The sequence below is a fragment of the Candidatus Binatia bacterium genome (genome assembly GCA_036563615.1).
Classification (GTDB): Bacteria; Desulfobacterota; Binatia; order UBA12015; family UBA12015; genus DATCMB01.
Map to the genome: position 1 here is coordinate 222,033 of DATCMB010000006.1, position 17,139 is coordinate 239,171.

Genomic DNA, 17,139 nt, shown 5'->3' on the forward strand with positions numbered 1-17,139 from the left:
ACGGACGCGTCAGACGTCGGTGCGCCGGCGCAGGACGCCGAGCGTCTTCGTGCCGGGCAGCTCCTCGAACAGCCCCGAGGCGAGCGCGCGGCGGTAGATCGTGATCGGCGCCTGCCCGCCCTGCGTCGGGTCGGGGAAGAGATCGTGGATCGCGAGGATGCCGCCCGGCGCGACCTTCCCCGACCACGACTCGTAGTCGGCCTGCGCCGCGGCGTCGCTGTGGCCGCCGTCGATGAACACCATGCCGAGCGGCGGCGCGACGAGGCTCGCGGCGACCGGGCTCGACGCGACGATCAGCACCGCGACGTCCTCGAGCCCCGCCGCGTGCAGCGTGCGGCGCAGCTCCGGCAGGCTGTCCATGCGTCCGGTGTGCGGATCGAGCAGCTCGGGATCGTGGTACTCCTCGCCGGGCTGGTGCTCCTCGGAGCCGCGGTGGTGGTCGACGCACACCAGCCTGCCGCCCGCGGCGCGCACGCCGGCGCCGAGATAGACCGACGACTTGCCGCAGTAGCTGCCGATCTCGACCACGGGGCCGAGCTTCGCGTGCTCGCGCGCGAGGTCGTGCAGGCGCAGACCCTCCTCGTCGTCGAGGAAGCCCTTCGCGGCGAGCGCGATGCGGTGTGCGTGTTCGTCCATCGGGCGAGCGGTGTAACGGACGCGGGCGCGACGCACGACCTCGCCGCGGTCCGCGTCGTCGCGTTCGATCGGCGCGGAGCGCTCAGCCCTCGTCGTCCCCGCGCGTCATGAAGTGCGCGATGCCGACCACCTTCTCGACCGGGACGACGAAGGCGATGCCCTTGCCGACCGCGTTCAGGTCGGCGGCGCGCACGATCTCCTCGAGGACGGTCTCGACCTGGTGCTGGTAGACCACCGTCAAGATGATCTCCTTCTCCGGCTCGATCGACATGCCGAAGATGCGCTGCTGCTCGTTGATCCCCGCCCCGCGGCCGAACAGCACCGTGCCGCCGCGGGCGCCGGCCTTCACCGACGCCTCGAGCACCGTGCTGCCCCAGCCCTTCTGCACGATGGTGATGATCAGCGACATCGCCGACATGCTCACGACTCCTTCCGAGGCTCTTTTCTGCGCACCAGCAGCCCGAGCGCCATCACCGACACCAGCGGTGCGACCGCGATCAGCGCCACCAGGCCGAGCCCGTGCACGAGAGGATTGCTGTGGTCCGACGTCGACGCTGCGCCGAGCGCCAGCGCGAGCAGGAACGTGTTGGCGAGCGGACCGGTCGCGACGCCGCCCGCGTCGATCGAGATCGAGACGAAGCTCGGATGGCTCCAGCGTATCATCGCGACCACGAGACCGTAGCTCGGGACGAGGATGTACAGCAGCGTGATGCCGTAGGCGATGCGCAGCATCCCGAGGCACACCGCAACGGCGACGCCGATGCAGATCGCCGCGAGGACGAGCGAGCTGCGGATCGAGCCCGCCGAGGCCTCCTCGACCTGATCGGCGAGGATGCGCACCGCGGGCTCTCCCCACGTGGTGACGAAGCCGAGCACGAGCCCGAACGCGCCCATCATCCACTTCGAGGGGAGCGTGCCCACCGCCTCGCCGATCGCGCGCCCGAACGGCAGGAAGCCGAGGTTGACGCCGAACAGGAAGAGAAACAGCCCCACGGCCGCGATCGCCGTTCCGGTGAGGATGCGCCGCACCTCGCGGCCGGGCAGCTTCAGGAAGAACACCTGGAAGGTCGCGAACAGCACGACGAGCGGCAGCACCGCGAGGACGACGTCCCACGCCAGCCGGCCGATCTGGCTCAGTGTCAGCGCCCCGCTCATCCGATCAGCAAGCCGGCCAGCAAGACGACCACGATCGCCCCGGCCGACGCGAGCCCGAGGAGACCGAAGCCGTCGGAGATCGCCGAGCGCCCGGACAGCACCGTGCTGACGCCGATCGCCACCGCGAGGACCACCGGTGCGGTGAGGACGCCGGTCGTGACGCTGCCCGCGTCGTAGGCGAGCGGCACGAACTCCGCGGGCGCGACGAACGACAGCGCGATCATGACCACGTAGATCACGGTCAGCAGCGTCACCATCGAGAAGCCCCAGACGACGCGCAGCAGACCGAACGCGGTGAAGAGCCCGACGCCGAGCGCGATCAGGTAGATCAGCGGCTGCGCGCGCAGCGCGCCCTCGGACGCTTGCTCGGCCTGCAGCGCGAGGACGAGGACGTCCGGCTCCGCGACCGTGACCGCGAAGCCGAGCGCGCCGCCGACGCCGGCGATCAGCGCGATCGATCCGCGTCGCGGCATGTCCGCGCCGATGAAGCGGCCCATCGGCAGCACGCCGAGGTCGATGCCGGCGAAGAGCAGCACCATGCCGACGATCACCAGCACCGATCCCGCGAGGAAGCGCAGGAAGACCGCGGCCGACGCCCCGACCAGGACGACCTGCAGCACGCACGCCACGACGACCAGCGGGCCGACCGCGCGCAAGACCTCCCCGAGCCTCCCTCGCAGCAGTGTGAGCATCGTCCTCCGCGTTTCGGATCGGGGGCCAAGCGCCCCGCGACCGTGCCGAGAGAGTGACGTGCGCGAAGCGTTCGGGCAAACGGACGGCGACGTCGAGGCCCACGAGCGTCGTCCACGTCGCTCCAAACGTCGCTGCGCCGTTCCTGCAGCGTCGCGCCGCGAGGCGTGCTAGGAGCGCGACATGCCGATCGAGCAGGATCTCGATGCCCGCCTCAAGCAGGCGCTGCGCGACAAGGACCAGGCGACGCTCGACGTCGTCCGCATGATCAAGTCCAAGGTGCAGGAACGGCGCACCGCGAAGGGCTTCTCCGGCGAGGTCGACGACGCGCTGCTGCTCGACGTCATGGCGGCGTACCGCAAGCAGCTGCAGAAGGCGGCCGAGGAGTACGAGAAGGCCGGCGAGCGCGGCCGCGAAGCGCTCGAGAAGCTGCGCTTCGAGATCGACTTCGTCTCGCAGTACCTGCCCAAGACGATGAGCGAGGACGAGCTGCGCGCGCTGGTGCGCGAGCGCATCGCCGCGCTCGGCGTGAGCGATCCGAAGCAGGTCGGTCGTCTCGTCGGCGACGTGATGAAGACGCACAAGGGCAAGGTCGAGGCGGCCGACGTCAAGCGCGTCGCAGAGGAGATCCTCGCCGGCGGCTGAAGCCGCCGCGACGGCAGCGCGTCGCGTGGTCCCGCGACCGTACGCCGAAGCCACACGCCGCGCGCCGCGAGCGCGCGCGCTGGGCGCGAGCCTCGTCGCGCTGCTCGTCGTCGCGGCCGCTCTCTTCGGCTGCACGCGACCCGCGGCGAGCGAGGCGCCGGCGCCGGTCGTCCTCGACGGCCGCTTCGACGACTGGCCGCCGGGCGTCACGCTGCGCGCGGACGACGACTACCTCTACGTGCGCTTGACGCTGCCCGAGGAGCGCACGCTGCAGGCTGCCGACGCGCCGCTCGTGCTCGCGATCGAGCCCGCGCTCGAGGTCGTGTTCTCGCCGCGCGAGAGCGAAGGGCAGGGCGTCGCGGTGCGCGCGCTCGCGGGCCCGTCGGACGCGGCCGAGGCAAACGCGAACGCACGACGCCTCGGGCACGCGGCGCTCGACCTGGTGGTCGCGCCGACGTTCGCGTCGCGCGACTTCGAGCTGCGCATCGCGCGCGAGGTGCGCGGACGTCCCGAGCTGAGCTCGGCGCTCGCGAGCGGAACGGTGCGGGCGCAGGCGCGCATCGAGGGCGAGGACGGTGCGCCCGCCTGGCGGAGCGAGGTCGCCGAGCTGACGCTGCCGCCGCGCGCGGCGTCGAGCGTGGCACCGAACGCGGCGTCGAGTACGCCGTCGAGCGCGTCGCCCAACGCATCTGCGAGCACGGCGTCGCCGGTCGCGATCCCGAGCGCCGCGGACGGCGAGCTGCGCGTCGTGTCGTGGAACGTCCACCTCGCGAAGCCGCGCAACGAGCCCGAGCCGTTCGCGCGCGTGCTGCGCGCGCTGCGACCCGACGTCGTGCTGCTGCAGGAGTGGGACGGTGCGAGCGCCGAGGAGATCGCGGCCTGGTTCGACACGCACGTGCCCGGAGAAGCGCGGTGGCAGGCGCTGACGTCGGCCGGCTGGGGCGTCGCGCTCGCGGCGCGCGCGCCCTGGCAAAGGCTCCTCGCGGAGCGCGTCGCGCGTCCCGGCGACGCGCCCGCCGACGCGTACCGCGGCGACGAGTACCTGCGCGTCGTCGCCGGCGTCGCCGAGACGCGGAAGGGCCGGGTGTGCGCGACGTCGCTGCACCTCAAGTGCTGCGGCTCCTCGACCGACGCGCGCGACGCCGCGCGCCGCGCCGAGGCGCGGGCGGTGAACGAGCTGCTCGCCGCCGCCTTGCCGGGAGCGGGCGACTGCGTGCGCGTCGTCGGCGGGGATCTCAACCTCGTCGGCTCGTCGCAGCCGCTCGAGATCCTGCGCGCCGCGCTCGCGGCCGACGGCGGCGCGCTCGCCGTCGCCGACACCATGGTCCTCGGTGACCGCGCGGCCTACACGTGGATCCAGCCGTGGTCGCGCTTCTCGCCCGGACGGCTCGACTGGCTGCTCTACGACGGCTCGCAAGCGACCGCGGCGCGCGCCTTCGCGCTCGACGTGCCCAGGCTCGACGACGCCGCGCGTACCGCCGCAGGACTCGAGCGCGACGACGGCGCGGCGAGCGACCACCTACCGCTCGTGCTCGATCTCCGTCCCGGACGCGACGTGCCGCGCGCGGCCGCGCATGGCTCAGTCGGATTCGTCGGACGCGCCGAAGAGCAGGTTCAGGAACGCGCTGTGCTCCTTGGTCGAGAACACGCAGACGTGGTCGTCGGGCTGCAGGCAGGTCATGCCGCGCGGGGCGAGCACCTCGTGGCCGCGGAGGATCAGCGTCAAGACACAATCCGTCGGTAGCGGCAGGTCGCGCACGTGCGCGCCGCAGACCGCGGACGGCGGCGCGACGTAGTACCAGTGGAACTCGCCGGCGTAGTCGCTCAGCGACACCAGCTCGACGCTCGCCGGCGGTGCCGTGATCGCGGGCGCGGTGAGCTGCCAGCGGCGCGCGAGCCACGCGAGCGTCGCGCCCGGCACGAGGCCGTTCAGCAGCACGATGAAGAAGACGACGTGGAAGATCTCGTCGCCACTCGGCACGCCGCGCAGCACCGGATAGGTCGCGAGGATGATCGGGACCGCCCCGCGCATCCCGACCCAGGCGGTGAACAGCCGCTCCTTGAGCTCCATCCGGAACGGCGCGAGCAGCAGCAGCACCGCGATCGGACGCGCGACGAACACCAGCACGATGGCGACGGCGAAGCCCTCGTCGGCGAACGACACGAGGTGCTGCGGCATCACCAGCAGCCCGAGCATGAGGAACATCACGAGCTGCGCGAGCCAGGCGAGCGCGTCGTGCACGCGCAGCGTCCCGGCGCGGTACGGCATTCCACCGGAGCCGATCACCAGACCCGCGAGGTACACCGACAGGAGGCCGCTGCCCTCGAAGAGGCTCGGCAGCCCGAACGCGATCAGCGCGATCGCCACGCTGAGCACCGGGTAGAGGCCGGCGGCCGGCAGGTGCGCCCGGTGCAGGACGAAGCGCCCGAGCCAGCCGATCGCGAGGCCGCCGATCGCGCCGACCACGAGCTGGCGCGCGAGGAAGATCAGCGTCCCTTCCCCCGCCTGCGGGCCGCCGACGAAGTACTCCGTGCCGACGACGGTCAGCATCATCGCCATCGGGTCGTTGATGCCGGACTCGACCTCGAGCAGCGCTCCGGTCTTGCCGCGCAGGCGGATGCCGCCGCCGCGCAGCACGTTGAACACCGCCGCCGCATCCGTCGACGACACGACGCAGCCGACCAGCACCGCGACCGGCAGCGACAGGCCGAGCAGCAGCCCGGCTCCCGCCGTGATCGCCGCGGTCAAAACGACGCCGAGCGTCGCCAGCACGAGCGCCGGGGCGGCCACGCTGCGCAGCGTGCTGACTTTTGTATTGAGAGCGCCGTCGAAGAGGATCAGGACGAGCGCGAGCGAGCCCAGGCGGAACGCCGTCTCGTAGTTGTCGAACGGGATGCCCCCGATCCCGTCCTCGCCGGCGAGCATGCCGACGAGCAGGAAGACGAGCAGCATCGGCACGCCGAGCTTGCGCGACATCGGGCTCATCAGCGCGCCCGCGAGCAAGAGGAAGCCGGCGGCGGTGAGGAAGATCGAGGTGGCGAGCGGCTCCATGCGGAGGAACGACGAAACCGGCACGCGGGGACGGCGGCCGTGACGGCAGTATAGGCGACCCGGGGAGCAGCGCCACCGCGTCGCGGCGCGTCCACCGCGCGCTGGCGACGCGCTCGGCGGACGAGGGTGGGACGAGCTCAGTCCGCGACGATCGTCGACGGCACGCACACCTCGGCCAGTGACACCGCGTCGAGCGCGCCGCCGCCGAGCACGTTGCCGAACAGCAGGCCGTTGCGCCGCGTGAAGCGCGGCGTCCGCGAGCTGGTCTTCGCCTGGTAGCAGAGGAGCTGCAGCGCGTGTCCGGGCGCGCTCGGATCGTGGCCGGCGACGCTCGCCGGTGTGCACAGACGCACCGGCCTGCGCAGGTCGACGGTCAGCGTGCCGAAGGCGTCGCGCACGGACACTTCGCGCACCGGCACGAACTTCGGCGCGCCGGGCGTCGGCGCGACCTTGTAGCAGGCGAGGTGGTCCGGATCGGGCGGCGTCGGTCCGCTCGGCGGGGTCTCCGTCGTGACGGCGGTCGGCACCGCGAGCCGGTCCGCCTTCTTGAGATTGACGTGCACCGCGCCGAAGCGGTTCACCACCTCGACGCCGACGCGCGGCTCGGCGCTGGGCGTCGCCGAGCGCAGCCGTAGCTGGTGGCCGGCGAGGACGTCCGGCTGCGACGGCGCTTCGGGCGCGTCGCCCGCGACGTCCGCGGGCATGCACAGCACCTGCGGCTTGCGGACGTCGACCAGCCCGGCGCCGAAGCGGTCGACGACCGGCACGCCGGGCAGCGATCCGAACGGCGCGCTGCCCTTGCTCGGCCTGCTCCGGTAGCAGACGAACGGCTCGAGCGGCCCCGGCGGCGCCGTGCAGAGCGGGTGCTCGAGCGGCGGATGGGCGGATCGGCAGCCGAGCACCGCGACGCAGTAGTCCTCGCCGGTGCACGGGTCGCCGTCGCCGCAGGCGATGGGGACGCTCACGCAGCTCCCCGCCTGGCAGGTGCCGGTGGTGCACGCGGAGCCGTCGCTGCACGGCGTGCCGTCGGCGAGGAAGGTGCAATCGATGGCGCACTGGTTGTCCATCGAGAGGCACAGCTCGACGCCGTTGCCCGCGATGCAGCTCTCCATCGTGCAGGCGTCGCCGTCGTCCGGGCACGACGGTCCGGGCGTGCACACGCCGCTGCCGTCACAGACGTCGCCGCGCGTGCAGTCGTTGCCGTCGACGCACGGCGTGCCGGGCGGCGCGCCCGCGCAGCCGCAGACGAGCGGGTCCTCCTGGTTCAGGCAGCCGAGCGCGGGATGGCACGAGTCCTCGGTGCAGACGTCGCCGTCGTTGCACTCGAGCGGCGGCCCCTGCGGCACGCACGAGCCGTCCACGCACGCGTCGCCGGTCGTGCAGACGTCGCCGTCGCTGCACGACGTTCCGTTCGGTGCGTTCTGGTATTGACAGCCGGTGCCCGGCACGCAGATCTCGCTCGTGCAGGACTCGCCGTCGTCGCAGCGCTCGTCGTCGGGCGTCGCGACGCAGCCGACGCCGGGCTGGCACGTGTCGACGGTGCACGCGATGCCGTCGTTGCACTGGCGGGGCGGGTGCACGCACGCGCCGGTCCCGCTGCAGACGTCGTTGGTGCACGCGTTGCCGTCGTCGCTGCAGCTCTCGCCGGTGCGTGGCGCGTAGACGCAGCCGAGGTGCGGCACGCAATCCGCGGTACACTCGTTGCCGTCGCTCGGGCACGCGGGCGTCGGCTCGAGGCGGCAGAGGTGCGAGCAGCCGTCGCAACCGACGCCGTTGCCGTCGTCGCAGGTCTCGCCGGGCTCGATGGTCGAGTTGCCGCAGCAGATGGCGAGCTGCGCATCGACCCGGACCTCGGCGAGCGGGCTCACCACCGCGAGCGGGTCGATCGTCGGCGTGCCGCCGCTCGTGACGAAGAGGTTGCACGGCGCGCCGTTCGGCGCGTCGCACGGCGTCGCGAGCAGGCGCGCGCTCGCCGTCACGTCGACCACGCCCGCGGTGACCGCGTTGCCGCCGGCGCGCCCGCCGCTGCCGGCGGTGACGTCGAGCGGTCCGGCGATCGACACGCGGCAGCTCTCCAAGGTGATGAAGCCACCGTTGCCGCCCGAGGCGCCGCGCGCCTCGACGGTGCCGGCGCTGACGATGCTCGAGGCGTCGCGCACCGTGATCGAGCCGCCGCCGAAGAAGCCGCCGCTCGCCTGCACCGTCTTGCCGGCCGCGATCGTCACCGTGCCGTCGCTGCGCACGTCGATCTCGCCGCCGCCCGCCGCGCTGCCGCCGGTCGCGCGCACGTTGCCGCCGAGCGTGACGTCGCCCGCCGCGTCGATCTCGATCGAGCCGCCGTTCGAGCCGCCGCCGTTGCCCTGCGCGGTGAGCAGCGCGGTCGTCTGCACGGTTCCGCCGGCGACGATCACGATGCTGCCCGCCTCGCCCTCGGGGCTCGCGCCGTCGGTCTCGACGTTGCCGGCGAGCGTGACGTTCCCGCTCTCCGCGACGAGCGCGATCGGGCCGCCGTCGCCGCCGTCCTCGAAGTCGATCTGCTCGCCGTTGGCGCGCACCGAAGCGGTGCTGGCGAGCACGAGATCGCCGGTCTCCGCGGTCAGCGTCACGCCGCCCGGGAAGTCGCCGCCGCTGACGTTCAGCGCCGAGCGGATCTCGACGCCCTGTCCGGCGAGCTCGACGTAGCCGCCGGCGCACAGGAAGTGGCCGGTCGCGCGCACCGGCGCCGCGACCAGCAGCGGACCGCTCGCGGCGCGCATGCCGACGACGCCGCCGCAGGACTCGGTGCCGGTGCCGTCCGCCTCGACGCTGCCGGAGAGGATCTCGATCGAGCCGGCGTCGAGGCGCAGGACGCCGCCGCCGGCGGCGCCGCTCACGTCGAGGGACGGGCCGGAGCCGTGCATCCGGAATGCGCCCGCGACGGTCACGGTGACGTTGCCGCCCGCGCGGCCGCTCGGTCCGACCGAGCGGATGCGGCCGCCCGACAGGGTGAGCTCGCCGGCGCTCACCGAGAACGAGCCGCCCGGCGTCTCCGCCTGCAGCGTCCCGGTCAAGACCACGCTGCGCGCGCCGAAGTCCAGGTGGCAGCCGGCGGCGACGTCGCGCGTGACCGACACCGTGCACGGGTTCGCCGCGGGCGCGCACAGCTCGGCGGCCGAGCACACCGTGACCGCGCGTGCGTCGCGCGCCGTGAGCAGCGCGATCGCCAGCGAGACGCACACGGCCCCGAGACTGCGGATCGTGGGTGGCGCGGCGCTCAGAAAGACTCCGTGGTCGACGTTGCCGAGGCTCGGACGGACTCGAGCCGGCCGCACGATAGGGCTTGCGTTGCGCGCAAGGCAACACGGTTTCGCGGTCCGACCTGCCTTTCGCGCCGCGCGCGGCCCGCATCGTCGACCCGTGCGCGGCGCGCTCGCGGCCGGCGCACCTCGCCGCGGTGGCTCGTGGCGCAGCTCGTGGAGACTGACGCGTTGCCTGCGCGCGCGACCTCGGATAGGAGCGGCGCCATGTCGCAAGCCCGCTTCGCCGGCCGCGTCTGCGTCGTCACCGGCGCCGCCTCGGGTCTCGGGCGCGCGACCGTGCTGCGCTTCGCGCGCGAGGGGGCGCGCGTCGCGGCGCTCGACGTGAACCGCGAGGGCGCGGAGCGCACCGCGAGCGACGCGGTCGCGGCGGGCGGCACGGCCCAGGCGTTCGCGGTCGACGTCGCGGATCCCGCCTCCGTGCGCGCGGCGGTCGACGCGCTGGTCGCGGCGCTCGGACGCCCGCAGGTGCTGGTGAACTGCGCCGGCATCGGCAAGTTCGCCAACACGCACGAGATGCCGTTCGAGGAGTGGTCGCGGATCATCGCCGTCAATCTCAGCGGCACCTTCCTGATGGCGCAGGCCGTGCTGCCGCACCTGCTCGAGGGCGGCGGCGTGATCGTCAACGTGGCGTCGAACGCGGGCGTGCGCGGCGCGCCGTACAGCGCCGCGTACTGCGCGTCGAAGGGCGGGGTGGTGAACCTGACGCGCGCGCTCGCCGACGAGTACGTCAAGCGCGGCGTGCGCGTGAACGCGGTGGCGCCGGGCGGCATCACGACGCCGCTGCAGGATCACTTCCGCGTCTTGCCGCCGGGCGCCGATCCGGTGCTGCTCGCGAAGCTGCGCTCGCCGCTCGGCAACGCCGAGCCCGACGAGATCGCGTCGCTGATCGCCTACGTCGCCTCGGACGACGCGCGCTACATGACGGGCTCGATCGTCTCGATCGACGGCGGCATCACGACGTAGCGGGTCGCATGCGCCCAGTCGGCGCTGGGCGTGTGGCTCTCCGCGCGCGGTGAGGACGCGCGCGTTCGACATGGCTTCGCGGAGCATCTAAGGACGTCGCTCCGGAGAAGCCTGCTTGCGTCGTCAACGATCCTTCCTCGCGCGTACGCTCGTCACGGCGGCGCTCGTCCTGCTCTGCGTCGGGGGCGCGCGTGCGGGCGACCGCAGCGGCGTGCAGGAGTTCGGCTTCTCCACCGGCTTCGGCCAGTCCGAGCGCGAGAACGTCCAGATCGTCCCGCTCTACGGGCACGTCGGCTGGCTTCTCTGGGACGCGATCGACGAGCCGCTCGCGCGCCACCACCTCGACCTCAAGATCGTCGTCGAGGGCTGGGTCGCGGGCGTGCACAACTCGCAGGACGCGATCGAGTTCGGCATCAACCCCGTGACGTTCAAGCTGTCGTACGACCGCGGGCAGACGGTGGTGCCGTACTTCCACGGCGGCGCCGGCGTCATGTACACCGGGCTGCAGGGCATCGGCCTCGGCGGACCGTTCGAGTTCAACGAGGTGGTCGGCGTCGGCGTGAACGTCTTCCTGCGGCGCGACCTGGCGCTGAGCCTCGGCTACCGCTTCCGCCACGTGTCGAACGCGGACCTGGGCTCGGAGAACTTCGGGCTCGACACGCACTTCGTGCTCGTCGGGCTCGACTGGTTTCCGAAGCGCTGACGCGTCGTCGCGCGCGCCGTCTACCGTGGTGCGCGCGGCCGTCGCGTGGCGCGACGTCGGGCGTACGGAACGTTCGCTTGTCTGCGCTCGGCGTGCGGCCTATGCACGACCGGTGACCACCGCACGCTACGTCGAGCTCGACCCGCTCCTCCCGGAGCACGAGGTCGAGCAGGTTCTGCAGATCGTCGAGCGGCACGCCCCATACCCGACCTACGGCGAGGGCCGGCGTCAGGAAGGCTTCGGCGCCGGCATCCCGCAGCGCTACGACGCGCTCCGCAACTTCCTCGAGCGCCGCGCGGGGCAAGATCCGGTGTGGAAGCTCGCGTCGCGCACCAACTACTTCCGCGACACCTTCGCCTACGAGCAGCCGCTGTTCCCGGAGATCACCTTCTTCCAGCAGCTGCCCGCGTTCGTCGAGGCGGCGCGCTACGTGACCGGACGCAACGTCGTGCGTCCGGCGATCGTCTACCTGAACGTCCTCGTGCCGGGGCAGGAGCTCGCGATGCACACCGACGTGCCCGAGTTCCGCGGCGCGAACCGCACGCGCGAGCCCGAGTGGCTGCTGGTCGCGATGCACCACTCGGGCCTGTTCGAGCGCTGGCGACGCCACATCGCGACCGGCGTGAGCTGGTACCACGACTGCGAGGGCGGCGAGTTCACCTTCCATCCGGACGGTCCGGACGCGCCGCCGCGGCGCCTCGCCGTACGCCGGAACACGGCGATTGTGCTTGACACGGACTCCGTGTTCCACGGCATCGATCCGCTCGCGCTGCGCGACGTCGAGCTGCCGAAGATCGAGCCCGGCGCGCGTCTGCACCGCGATCCCGACGGCCGCTGGAGCGTGCGCGCCGGCGACGAGGTGCGTGCGCGCTACGCGTGGGACGAGCTCCGGCTGTCGATCTCGTGGAAGGCCTGGTGCTTCGCCGACGAAGAAGAGGCGCGCATCAACGACGAGCACACCGACGACCTCGACCTCGCGACCATCCTCGACACCTTCGTCGCGGATCTGAAAAAGCGCGGCCGCATCGTCGCCCGACCGGACGACGAGCGGCTCGCGCGCCTCATCCTCGACGAGTACATCCGCTTCCCCGCGGAGCCGGTGCGCGCCAGCGCCTGACGCGACGGCGGCGCAGCACGCGACGCGGGAGCAGCCCGCCGGACCCGCAGCCGTCGTGCGGGTCCGGCGAGCCTTCGGTCAAGGCAGCACCAGCGACGGCACGCAGAGGTGGTCGCGGGTCAGGAGCGCCACCACGTCCTGGCCGAAGTGGTTGGCGACGGTCACCGTGCGCGGCTGGAAGTGCTTGTGGCGGCCGTGATGGTGCTTGTCGTCGATGCGGTAGCAGACCAGGTGGGCCGAGGGGTGCAGCACGCCGCTCTCCTCGATGCTCGCCGGGTTGCACAGCATCTCCACGCGGTCGACGCGGACCTGCACCGTGCCGAGCTCGTCGGTCAGCGTCACGACCAGCGGATCGGGTCGCTCGTGGTGCTTCTTCGGCTTCTTGTGCTTCGCGTGGTGCTTCTTCTTCGGGTCGTGCCGGCCGTGGTGGTGCTTCGCGTGCTGCGCGCTCGCCAGGCCCCACGCGTGCGCCTTGCCGTGGTCCTTGCCGCCCTTCTCCGACGCCTCGTAGCACTTGAAGCTGTCGAGCCCGGGCTCGAGCGGCGGGTTCGGCGCGCCGGTCGGCATGCAGAGCTGCACGGGCTTGCCGATCTTGAGCACCTCGGTCTCGAACGCGTTCTCGATCTCGACGGTCTTCGGCTTCTCGTTGCGCCAGGTCTTGGCGTGCTTCATCCGCACGCACACCATGCGCGACGCGTCCTGACCGTCGGCCGCGCCGAGCGCCGTGCACATCTGGCCGGTCGAGCCGAGGTGGTAGAGCGCCTCCTCGAAGAGGTCCTCGACCAGCACCTTGCCGGACGCGTGCCACGACTTCGACTTCTTCTTGCTCTCCGCGCCGTAGCACTGGAACGGCGTCAGGCAGGCCGACGGGTCGAGGTCGCCGGGCTCGCACACGCCGTCGAGGCACGAGTCCTCGACGGTGCAATCGTCGCCGTCGTCGCACGGGCTGCCGTCGGGCAGCGCGCCGCCGACGCACTCGCCGGTCGCCGGATCGCAGGTCGCGGCGGAGCCGCATTGGCCGGATCCGTCGGTGCCGCCGGCGCCGCAGACGACCGGATCCGAGCCAACGCAGGCTCCGGCCGCGTCGCACGCGTCGCTGCGCGTGCAGAGGTTGCCGTCGTCACACGCGCTGCCCTCGGGCTCGAGCGTGCAGCTCGACGAGCAGCAGTCGCCGTCCTCGAGGTTGCCGTCGTCGCAGGTCTCGCCGACGTCGAGCGTACCGTTGCCGCACGTGTCGACCCAGACGAAGATGTCCTGCAGGAAGTTCGTGTCGTCGGGCACGAGGTTGGTCGCGAGGCTCGCGAACGCGACGACCCGCGCATCCGCCGACACGCTCGGCCACAGCGTCGACGGGCCGTCCGCCTCGCTGCCGTCGGCCGCGACGTTGACGCGGATCGTCTCGCCGGTCACGCGATCGTGCAGCATCACGTCGACGACGTTGTTGGTGTCGTCGGGCACGAGGTTGTCCGCGCCGCTGGTGAACGCGACGTAACGTCCGTCGGCGGACAGCGCCGGCGGATCGACGAAGCCGCTGCGGTTGTTGCCCTCGACACCGTCCGGCCCGACGCTGACGCGCTCGGTGATGCCGCTCGCGAGCTCGTGCACGAACACGTCCGTGCGCCCGTTGAAGTCGTTCGGGACGAGCGTCGAGGCGTCGCTGTCGAAGGCGACGAAGCGACCGTCGGCCGACACCGCGGCGCCGACGCTCTGCTGGTTGCCTTGCGTGCCGTCGGTCGCGACGCTGACGCGCACGGTCTCGCCGGTCGCCATCAGACGCGCGAACACGTCGGCGACGTTGTTCGTGTCGCCCGGGACGAGGTTCGACGCGAAGCTGTGGAACGCGACCACCGAGCCGTCGCCCGAGATGCGCGGCGACAGGCTCAGGCTGTTGCCCTCGGTGCCGTCCGACGCGACGCTCACGCGCACCGTCGTCTGCGCGAGACGGTCGCGCACGAAGATGTCGAACGAGCCGTTGGTGTCGCCGGGGACGAGGTTCGACGCGGCGCTGGCGAACGCGACGTAGCGCCCGTCCTCCGAGATCGAGGGCGAGATGCTGTCGAAGTTGCCCTCGCTGCCGTCCGACGCGACGCTGACGCGCTCGATCGTGCCGGCGACGCGGTCGCGCACGAAGACGTCGAAGGCTCCGTTCGAGTCGCCGGGCACGAGGTTCGTCGCTGCGCTCGCGAAGGCGACGTAGCGGCCGTCGGCCGAGAGCGACGGCGTCGCGCTCTGACCGTCCGCTTCGGTGCCGTCGGCGGCGACGCTGACGCGCTCCGTCGTGCCGGTCAGGCGATCGTGCACGAAGACATCGAGCATGAAGTTGGTGTCGTCGGGCACGAGGTTGGTCGCGCTGCTCACGAAGGCGACGAAGCGACCGCCTGCGGAGAGCGCCGATGCGGTGCTGCTCATGTCGCCCTCCGCGCCGTCCGAGGCGACGCTGACGCGCTCGATCGCGGCGGCGTGAGCATGGGGCGCGGCCATGGCGAGCAAGACGAGAACCGCGGTGAGCGTCGCCGCCAGGCGGACGAGCCAGGCGACGTGTGCGTGGGAGACGAGCCGAGGAAGCGCTTCGGCGGACCACATGACGTGCATGGTGAGGTCCTCCCTGCTCGGTCGCGGAACGAAGGTGCCGGATGAAGCTTCGACCGGTCCCCCCGGACCGCGGTCGAACGGTCTGCGGGGCGAGCGCGATGCAAGTCGAGGACCGGCACGTCGCGATGACGCGAAACGCGGGCGAAGCGCGGGCAGAGCGGCCGCGTCGCCGCGTCCCGCGCGGACTGCGCAGCAAGATTTGGCTTGGCGCGTGGGAGGTCCCGAGGCGACCGAACGTTCGGCAGCGGCGTCCGTGCGACGGCCTGCGACGCCGGAGTGACGCTCGCACCGCAACGCGGCCCGAGTTGCACGCGGCCGCCGCATGCACGACGATGCTGCACTCGCCCGTTCGACCGCACGGCGAAGGGCGCGGCCAGGAGAAACGCAGATGGCGAAAGTGGCAGTCGTCGGATCCGGCGCATGGGGCACGGCGCTCGCAGCGCATGCCTCGCGCCTCGAGCACACGGTGCGTCTGTGGGCGCGCGAGCCGCAGGTGGTTGCGGACGTCAACGAGCGTCACGAGAACCTCCTCTTCCTGCCTGGCATCGAGCTGCCGGCCGACCTGCGCGCATCGAACGATCTCGAGGAGGTCGTGCTGGGCGCCGATCTCGTGATCCTCGTGCCGCCGTCGCAGTACCTGCGCTCGGTGTCGAGCGAGGTCGCGCCCTACGTCGGCGAGGACGCGGTCGTCGTCGTCGCGTCGAAGGGCATCGAGGAAGAGCAGCTCGAGCTGATGAGCGAGGTGCTCGGCGACACGATGCCCGACGTCGGCGAGGAGCGGGTCGTGTTCCTCTCCGGACCGACCTTCGCGCGCGAGGTCGCGAGCGGGCTACCGACCGACGTCGTCGCGGCGTCGAAGGGCATGCACGCGGCACGGCGTCTGCAGCCGTGGCTGCACTCGCCGACCTTCCGCGTCTACACGAGCGGCGATCCGATCGGCGTCGAGGTCGGCGGCGCGCTGAAGAACGTGATCGCGGTCGCCGCCGGAGCGAGCGACGGTCTCGGCCTCGGCGCGAACGCGCGCGCCGCGCTGATCACGCGCGGGCTCGCGGAGATGACGCGCCTCGGGGTCGCGCTCGGCGCCGATCCGCTGACGTTCCTCGGCATGGCGGGCGTTGGCGACCTCGTGCTCACCTGCACGGGCGACCTGTCGCGCAACCGCCAGCTCGGCATGAAGGTCGCTGCGGGCTTCGATCCGGAAGCCTACCTGGCGAGCCAGCGGACGGTCGCCGAGGGCTACTACACCGCCGCGGCGGCGTGGGCGCTCGCGCAGAAGCACGGCGTCGACATGCCGATCACCGAGCAGGTGTACCACGTCCTGCACCGTCGCCGGCCGCTGCTCGAGGCGCTGCGCATCCTGCTGACGCGCGAGTACAAGGAAGAGCTCGTCGGCATCAAGTAGCGCGCGTGAAGCGGAGCGCGCGCGGGCTCACCGGCGCGCGCTCTGCGCGTTGCGCGGCTCGATCGGCGTGACCTCGGACTCGGTGGTGAACGGACCCGCGGTGACGTGGATCACGTCGCCCTTCTTCACCAGCGAGTCGATGTCGATGCAGCCGAGCAGCGTCACCTCGGCGCACAGGCCGTCGATGTTCTCGAGGCGTCCGTGTGCCGGGGTCGCGAGCGCGATGCGCGACGCGAGCTGGAAGTCGCGCTCCTCCTTCTCGTTGCGGTAGACGATGGCGTCGCGGTCGTAGACCGCGAGCAGACGCCCGTTGCCGGCGAGCATCGCGATCATCGCGAAGTCGCGGCCGTGCTGGTCCTGACCCTGCACGCGGGTGACGAGGTCGAGCTCGAAGCGGTCGTCGACGCTGCGCAGCACGTCCTGCGAGAGGTAGACCGTGCACGGCTCGCGGAAGGCGTCGCCGGTGAGGAACTGCACGCTGCCCCAGCCGGCGTCGGAGGCGCGCTGGAAAAGCTCGAGCGCGGTGTCCTCGGGCAGGACGTGCAGCGCGCCGTCGCCGAGATTGGGATCGAGCTGCGCGACCCAGTCCCGCAGCTCCGGGGTCGCCTTCGGAAGCTCGGCGCAGAACGACTCCGGGAAGACCGGCGGCGTCGCGGCGAGCACCGCGAGGACGAGTAATTCGTGGATCATCGTTGCAAGAACCGCTGCGGGCCGCGGCGCGGCGAGCGCCGCCCGCCGTCGATGTTGGGGCTCATCGACGGCTCGAAGCGGTACGTCTCACGACGCAGCAAGCCGCATACCCGAGGGCGACGGGGAAAGCGACCGTCGTTGCGACGCCGCACCCGCGCATCTATCGTGCCCGCGTCCAGACACCGGGGAGAAACG

The 17,139-nt window shown here is 72.2% G+C and carries 13 protein-coding genes and 1 pseudogene; 6 read left to right on the top strand and 8 right to left on the bottom strand.

Annotated elements, in window-relative coordinates; translation table 11 throughout:
- Positions 1–9: 9 nt before the first annotated feature.
- The 4 genes from VIS07_03935 to VIS07_03950 form a co-directional block, all read right to left on the bottom strand.
- Entirely contained in the window at positions 10–636 is a 627-nt protein-coding gene (locus VIS07_03935) for a class I SAM-dependent methyltransferase (protein ID HEY8514648.1), read from the bottom strand.
- 82 nt (positions 637–718) lie between these two features.
- Positions 719–1,054, bottom strand: coding sequence for a P-II family nitrogen regulator (locus tag VIS07_03940; protein HEY8514649.1), 336 nt, complete (start codon positions 1,052–1,054; stop codon positions 719–721).
- A 2-nt stretch (positions 1,055–1,056) separates the two neighbouring features.
- Positions 1,057–1,791 carry a DUF1538 domain-containing protein gene (locus tag VIS07_03945; GenBank protein HEY8514650.1) on the bottom strand — a complete coding sequence of 245 codons (735 nt, stop codon included), beginning with the start codon at positions 1,789–1,791 and terminating at the stop codon, positions 1,057–1,059.
- Positions 1,788–2,447, bottom strand: a complete 660-nt coding sequence (locus VIS07_03950; GenBank protein ID HEY8514651.1) for a DUF1538 domain-containing protein — start codon at positions 2,445–2,447, stop codon at positions 1,788–1,790. Before VIS07_03950 ends, VIS07_03945 begins: the two co-directional genes overlap by 4 nt.
- 217 nt (positions 2,448–2,664) lie before the next feature.
- Here VIS07_03950 and VIS07_03955 point away from each other — a divergent pair, with 217 nt between their 5' ends.
- Positions 2,665–3,126: a GatB/YqeY domain-containing protein gene (locus VIS07_03955; protein HEY8514652.1), complete on the top strand. Its 462-nt coding sequence runs from the start codon at positions 2,665–2,667 to the stop codon at positions 3,124–3,126.
- Between the two features lie 748 nt (positions 3,127–3,874).
- A pseudogene (locus VIS07_03960) lies at positions 3,875–4,633 on the top strand (endonuclease/exonuclease/phosphatase family protein).
- Positions 4,634–4,705: 72 nt separating this feature from the next.
- Here VIS07_03960 and VIS07_03965 read toward each other — a convergent pair.
- Together VIS07_03965 and VIS07_03970 are read right to left on the bottom strand one after the other, a co-directional pair.
- A complete protein-coding gene (locus VIS07_03965; GenBank protein ID HEY8514653.1) occupies positions 4,706–6,178 on the bottom strand; it encodes a potassium/proton antiporter in 1,473 nt (490 codons plus the stop codon).
- Positions 6,179–6,315: 137 nt separating this feature from the next.
- Entirely contained in the window at positions 6,316–9,396 is a 3,081-nt protein-coding gene (locus VIS07_03970; protein HEY8514654.1) for a hypothetical protein, read from the bottom strand.
- Positions 9,397–9,681: 285 nt separating this feature from the next.
- On the opposite strand from VIS07_03970, the gene VIS07_03975 reads away from it, so the two are divergent.
- The 3 genes from VIS07_03975 (at position 9,682) to VIS07_03985 (ending at position 12,260) form a co-directional block, all read left to right on the top strand.
- Complete coding sequence (locus VIS07_03975; GenBank protein HEY8514655.1) at positions 9,682–10,440, top strand: SDR family NAD(P)-dependent oxidoreductase; 759 nt, start codon at positions 9,682–9,684, stop codon at positions 10,438–10,440.
- A gap of 115 nt (positions 10,441–10,555) precedes the next feature.
- Entirely contained in the window at positions 10,556–11,143 is a 588-nt protein-coding gene (locus VIS07_03980; GenBank protein ID HEY8514656.1) for an acyloxyacyl hydrolase, read from the top strand.
- Positions 11,144–11,255: 112 nt separating this feature from the next.
- Positions 11,256–12,260, top strand: coding sequence for a hypothetical protein (locus VIS07_03985; GenBank protein ID HEY8514657.1), 1,005 nt, complete (start codon positions 11,256–11,258; stop codon positions 12,258–12,260).
- Between the two features lie 78 nt (positions 12,261–12,338).
- Here VIS07_03985 and VIS07_03990 read toward each other — a convergent pair whose 3' ends face one another.
- Positions 12,339–14,669 (bottom strand): hypothetical protein, encoded by a 2,331-nt coding sequence (locus tag VIS07_03990; protein HEY8514658.1) that lies wholly within the window; start codon positions 14,667–14,669, stop codon positions 12,339–12,341.
- 571 nt (positions 14,670–15,240) lie between these two features.
- On the opposite strand from VIS07_03990, the gene VIS07_03995 reads away from it, so the two are divergent.
- Positions 15,241–16,254, top strand: a complete 1,014-nt coding sequence (locus tag VIS07_03995) for an NAD(P)H-dependent glycerol-3-phosphate dehydrogenase (protein ID HEY8514659.1) — start codon at positions 15,241–15,243, stop codon at positions 16,252–16,254.
- A gap of 27 nt (positions 16,255–16,281) precedes the next feature.
- Here the strand turns inward: VIS07_03995 and VIS07_04000 are convergent, their stop codons facing one another.
- A complete protein-coding gene (locus VIS07_04000; GenBank protein ID HEY8514660.1) occupies positions 16,282–16,944 on the bottom strand; it encodes a hypothetical protein in 663 nt (220 codons plus the stop codon).
- Positions 16,945–17,139 lie beyond the last annotated feature (195 nt).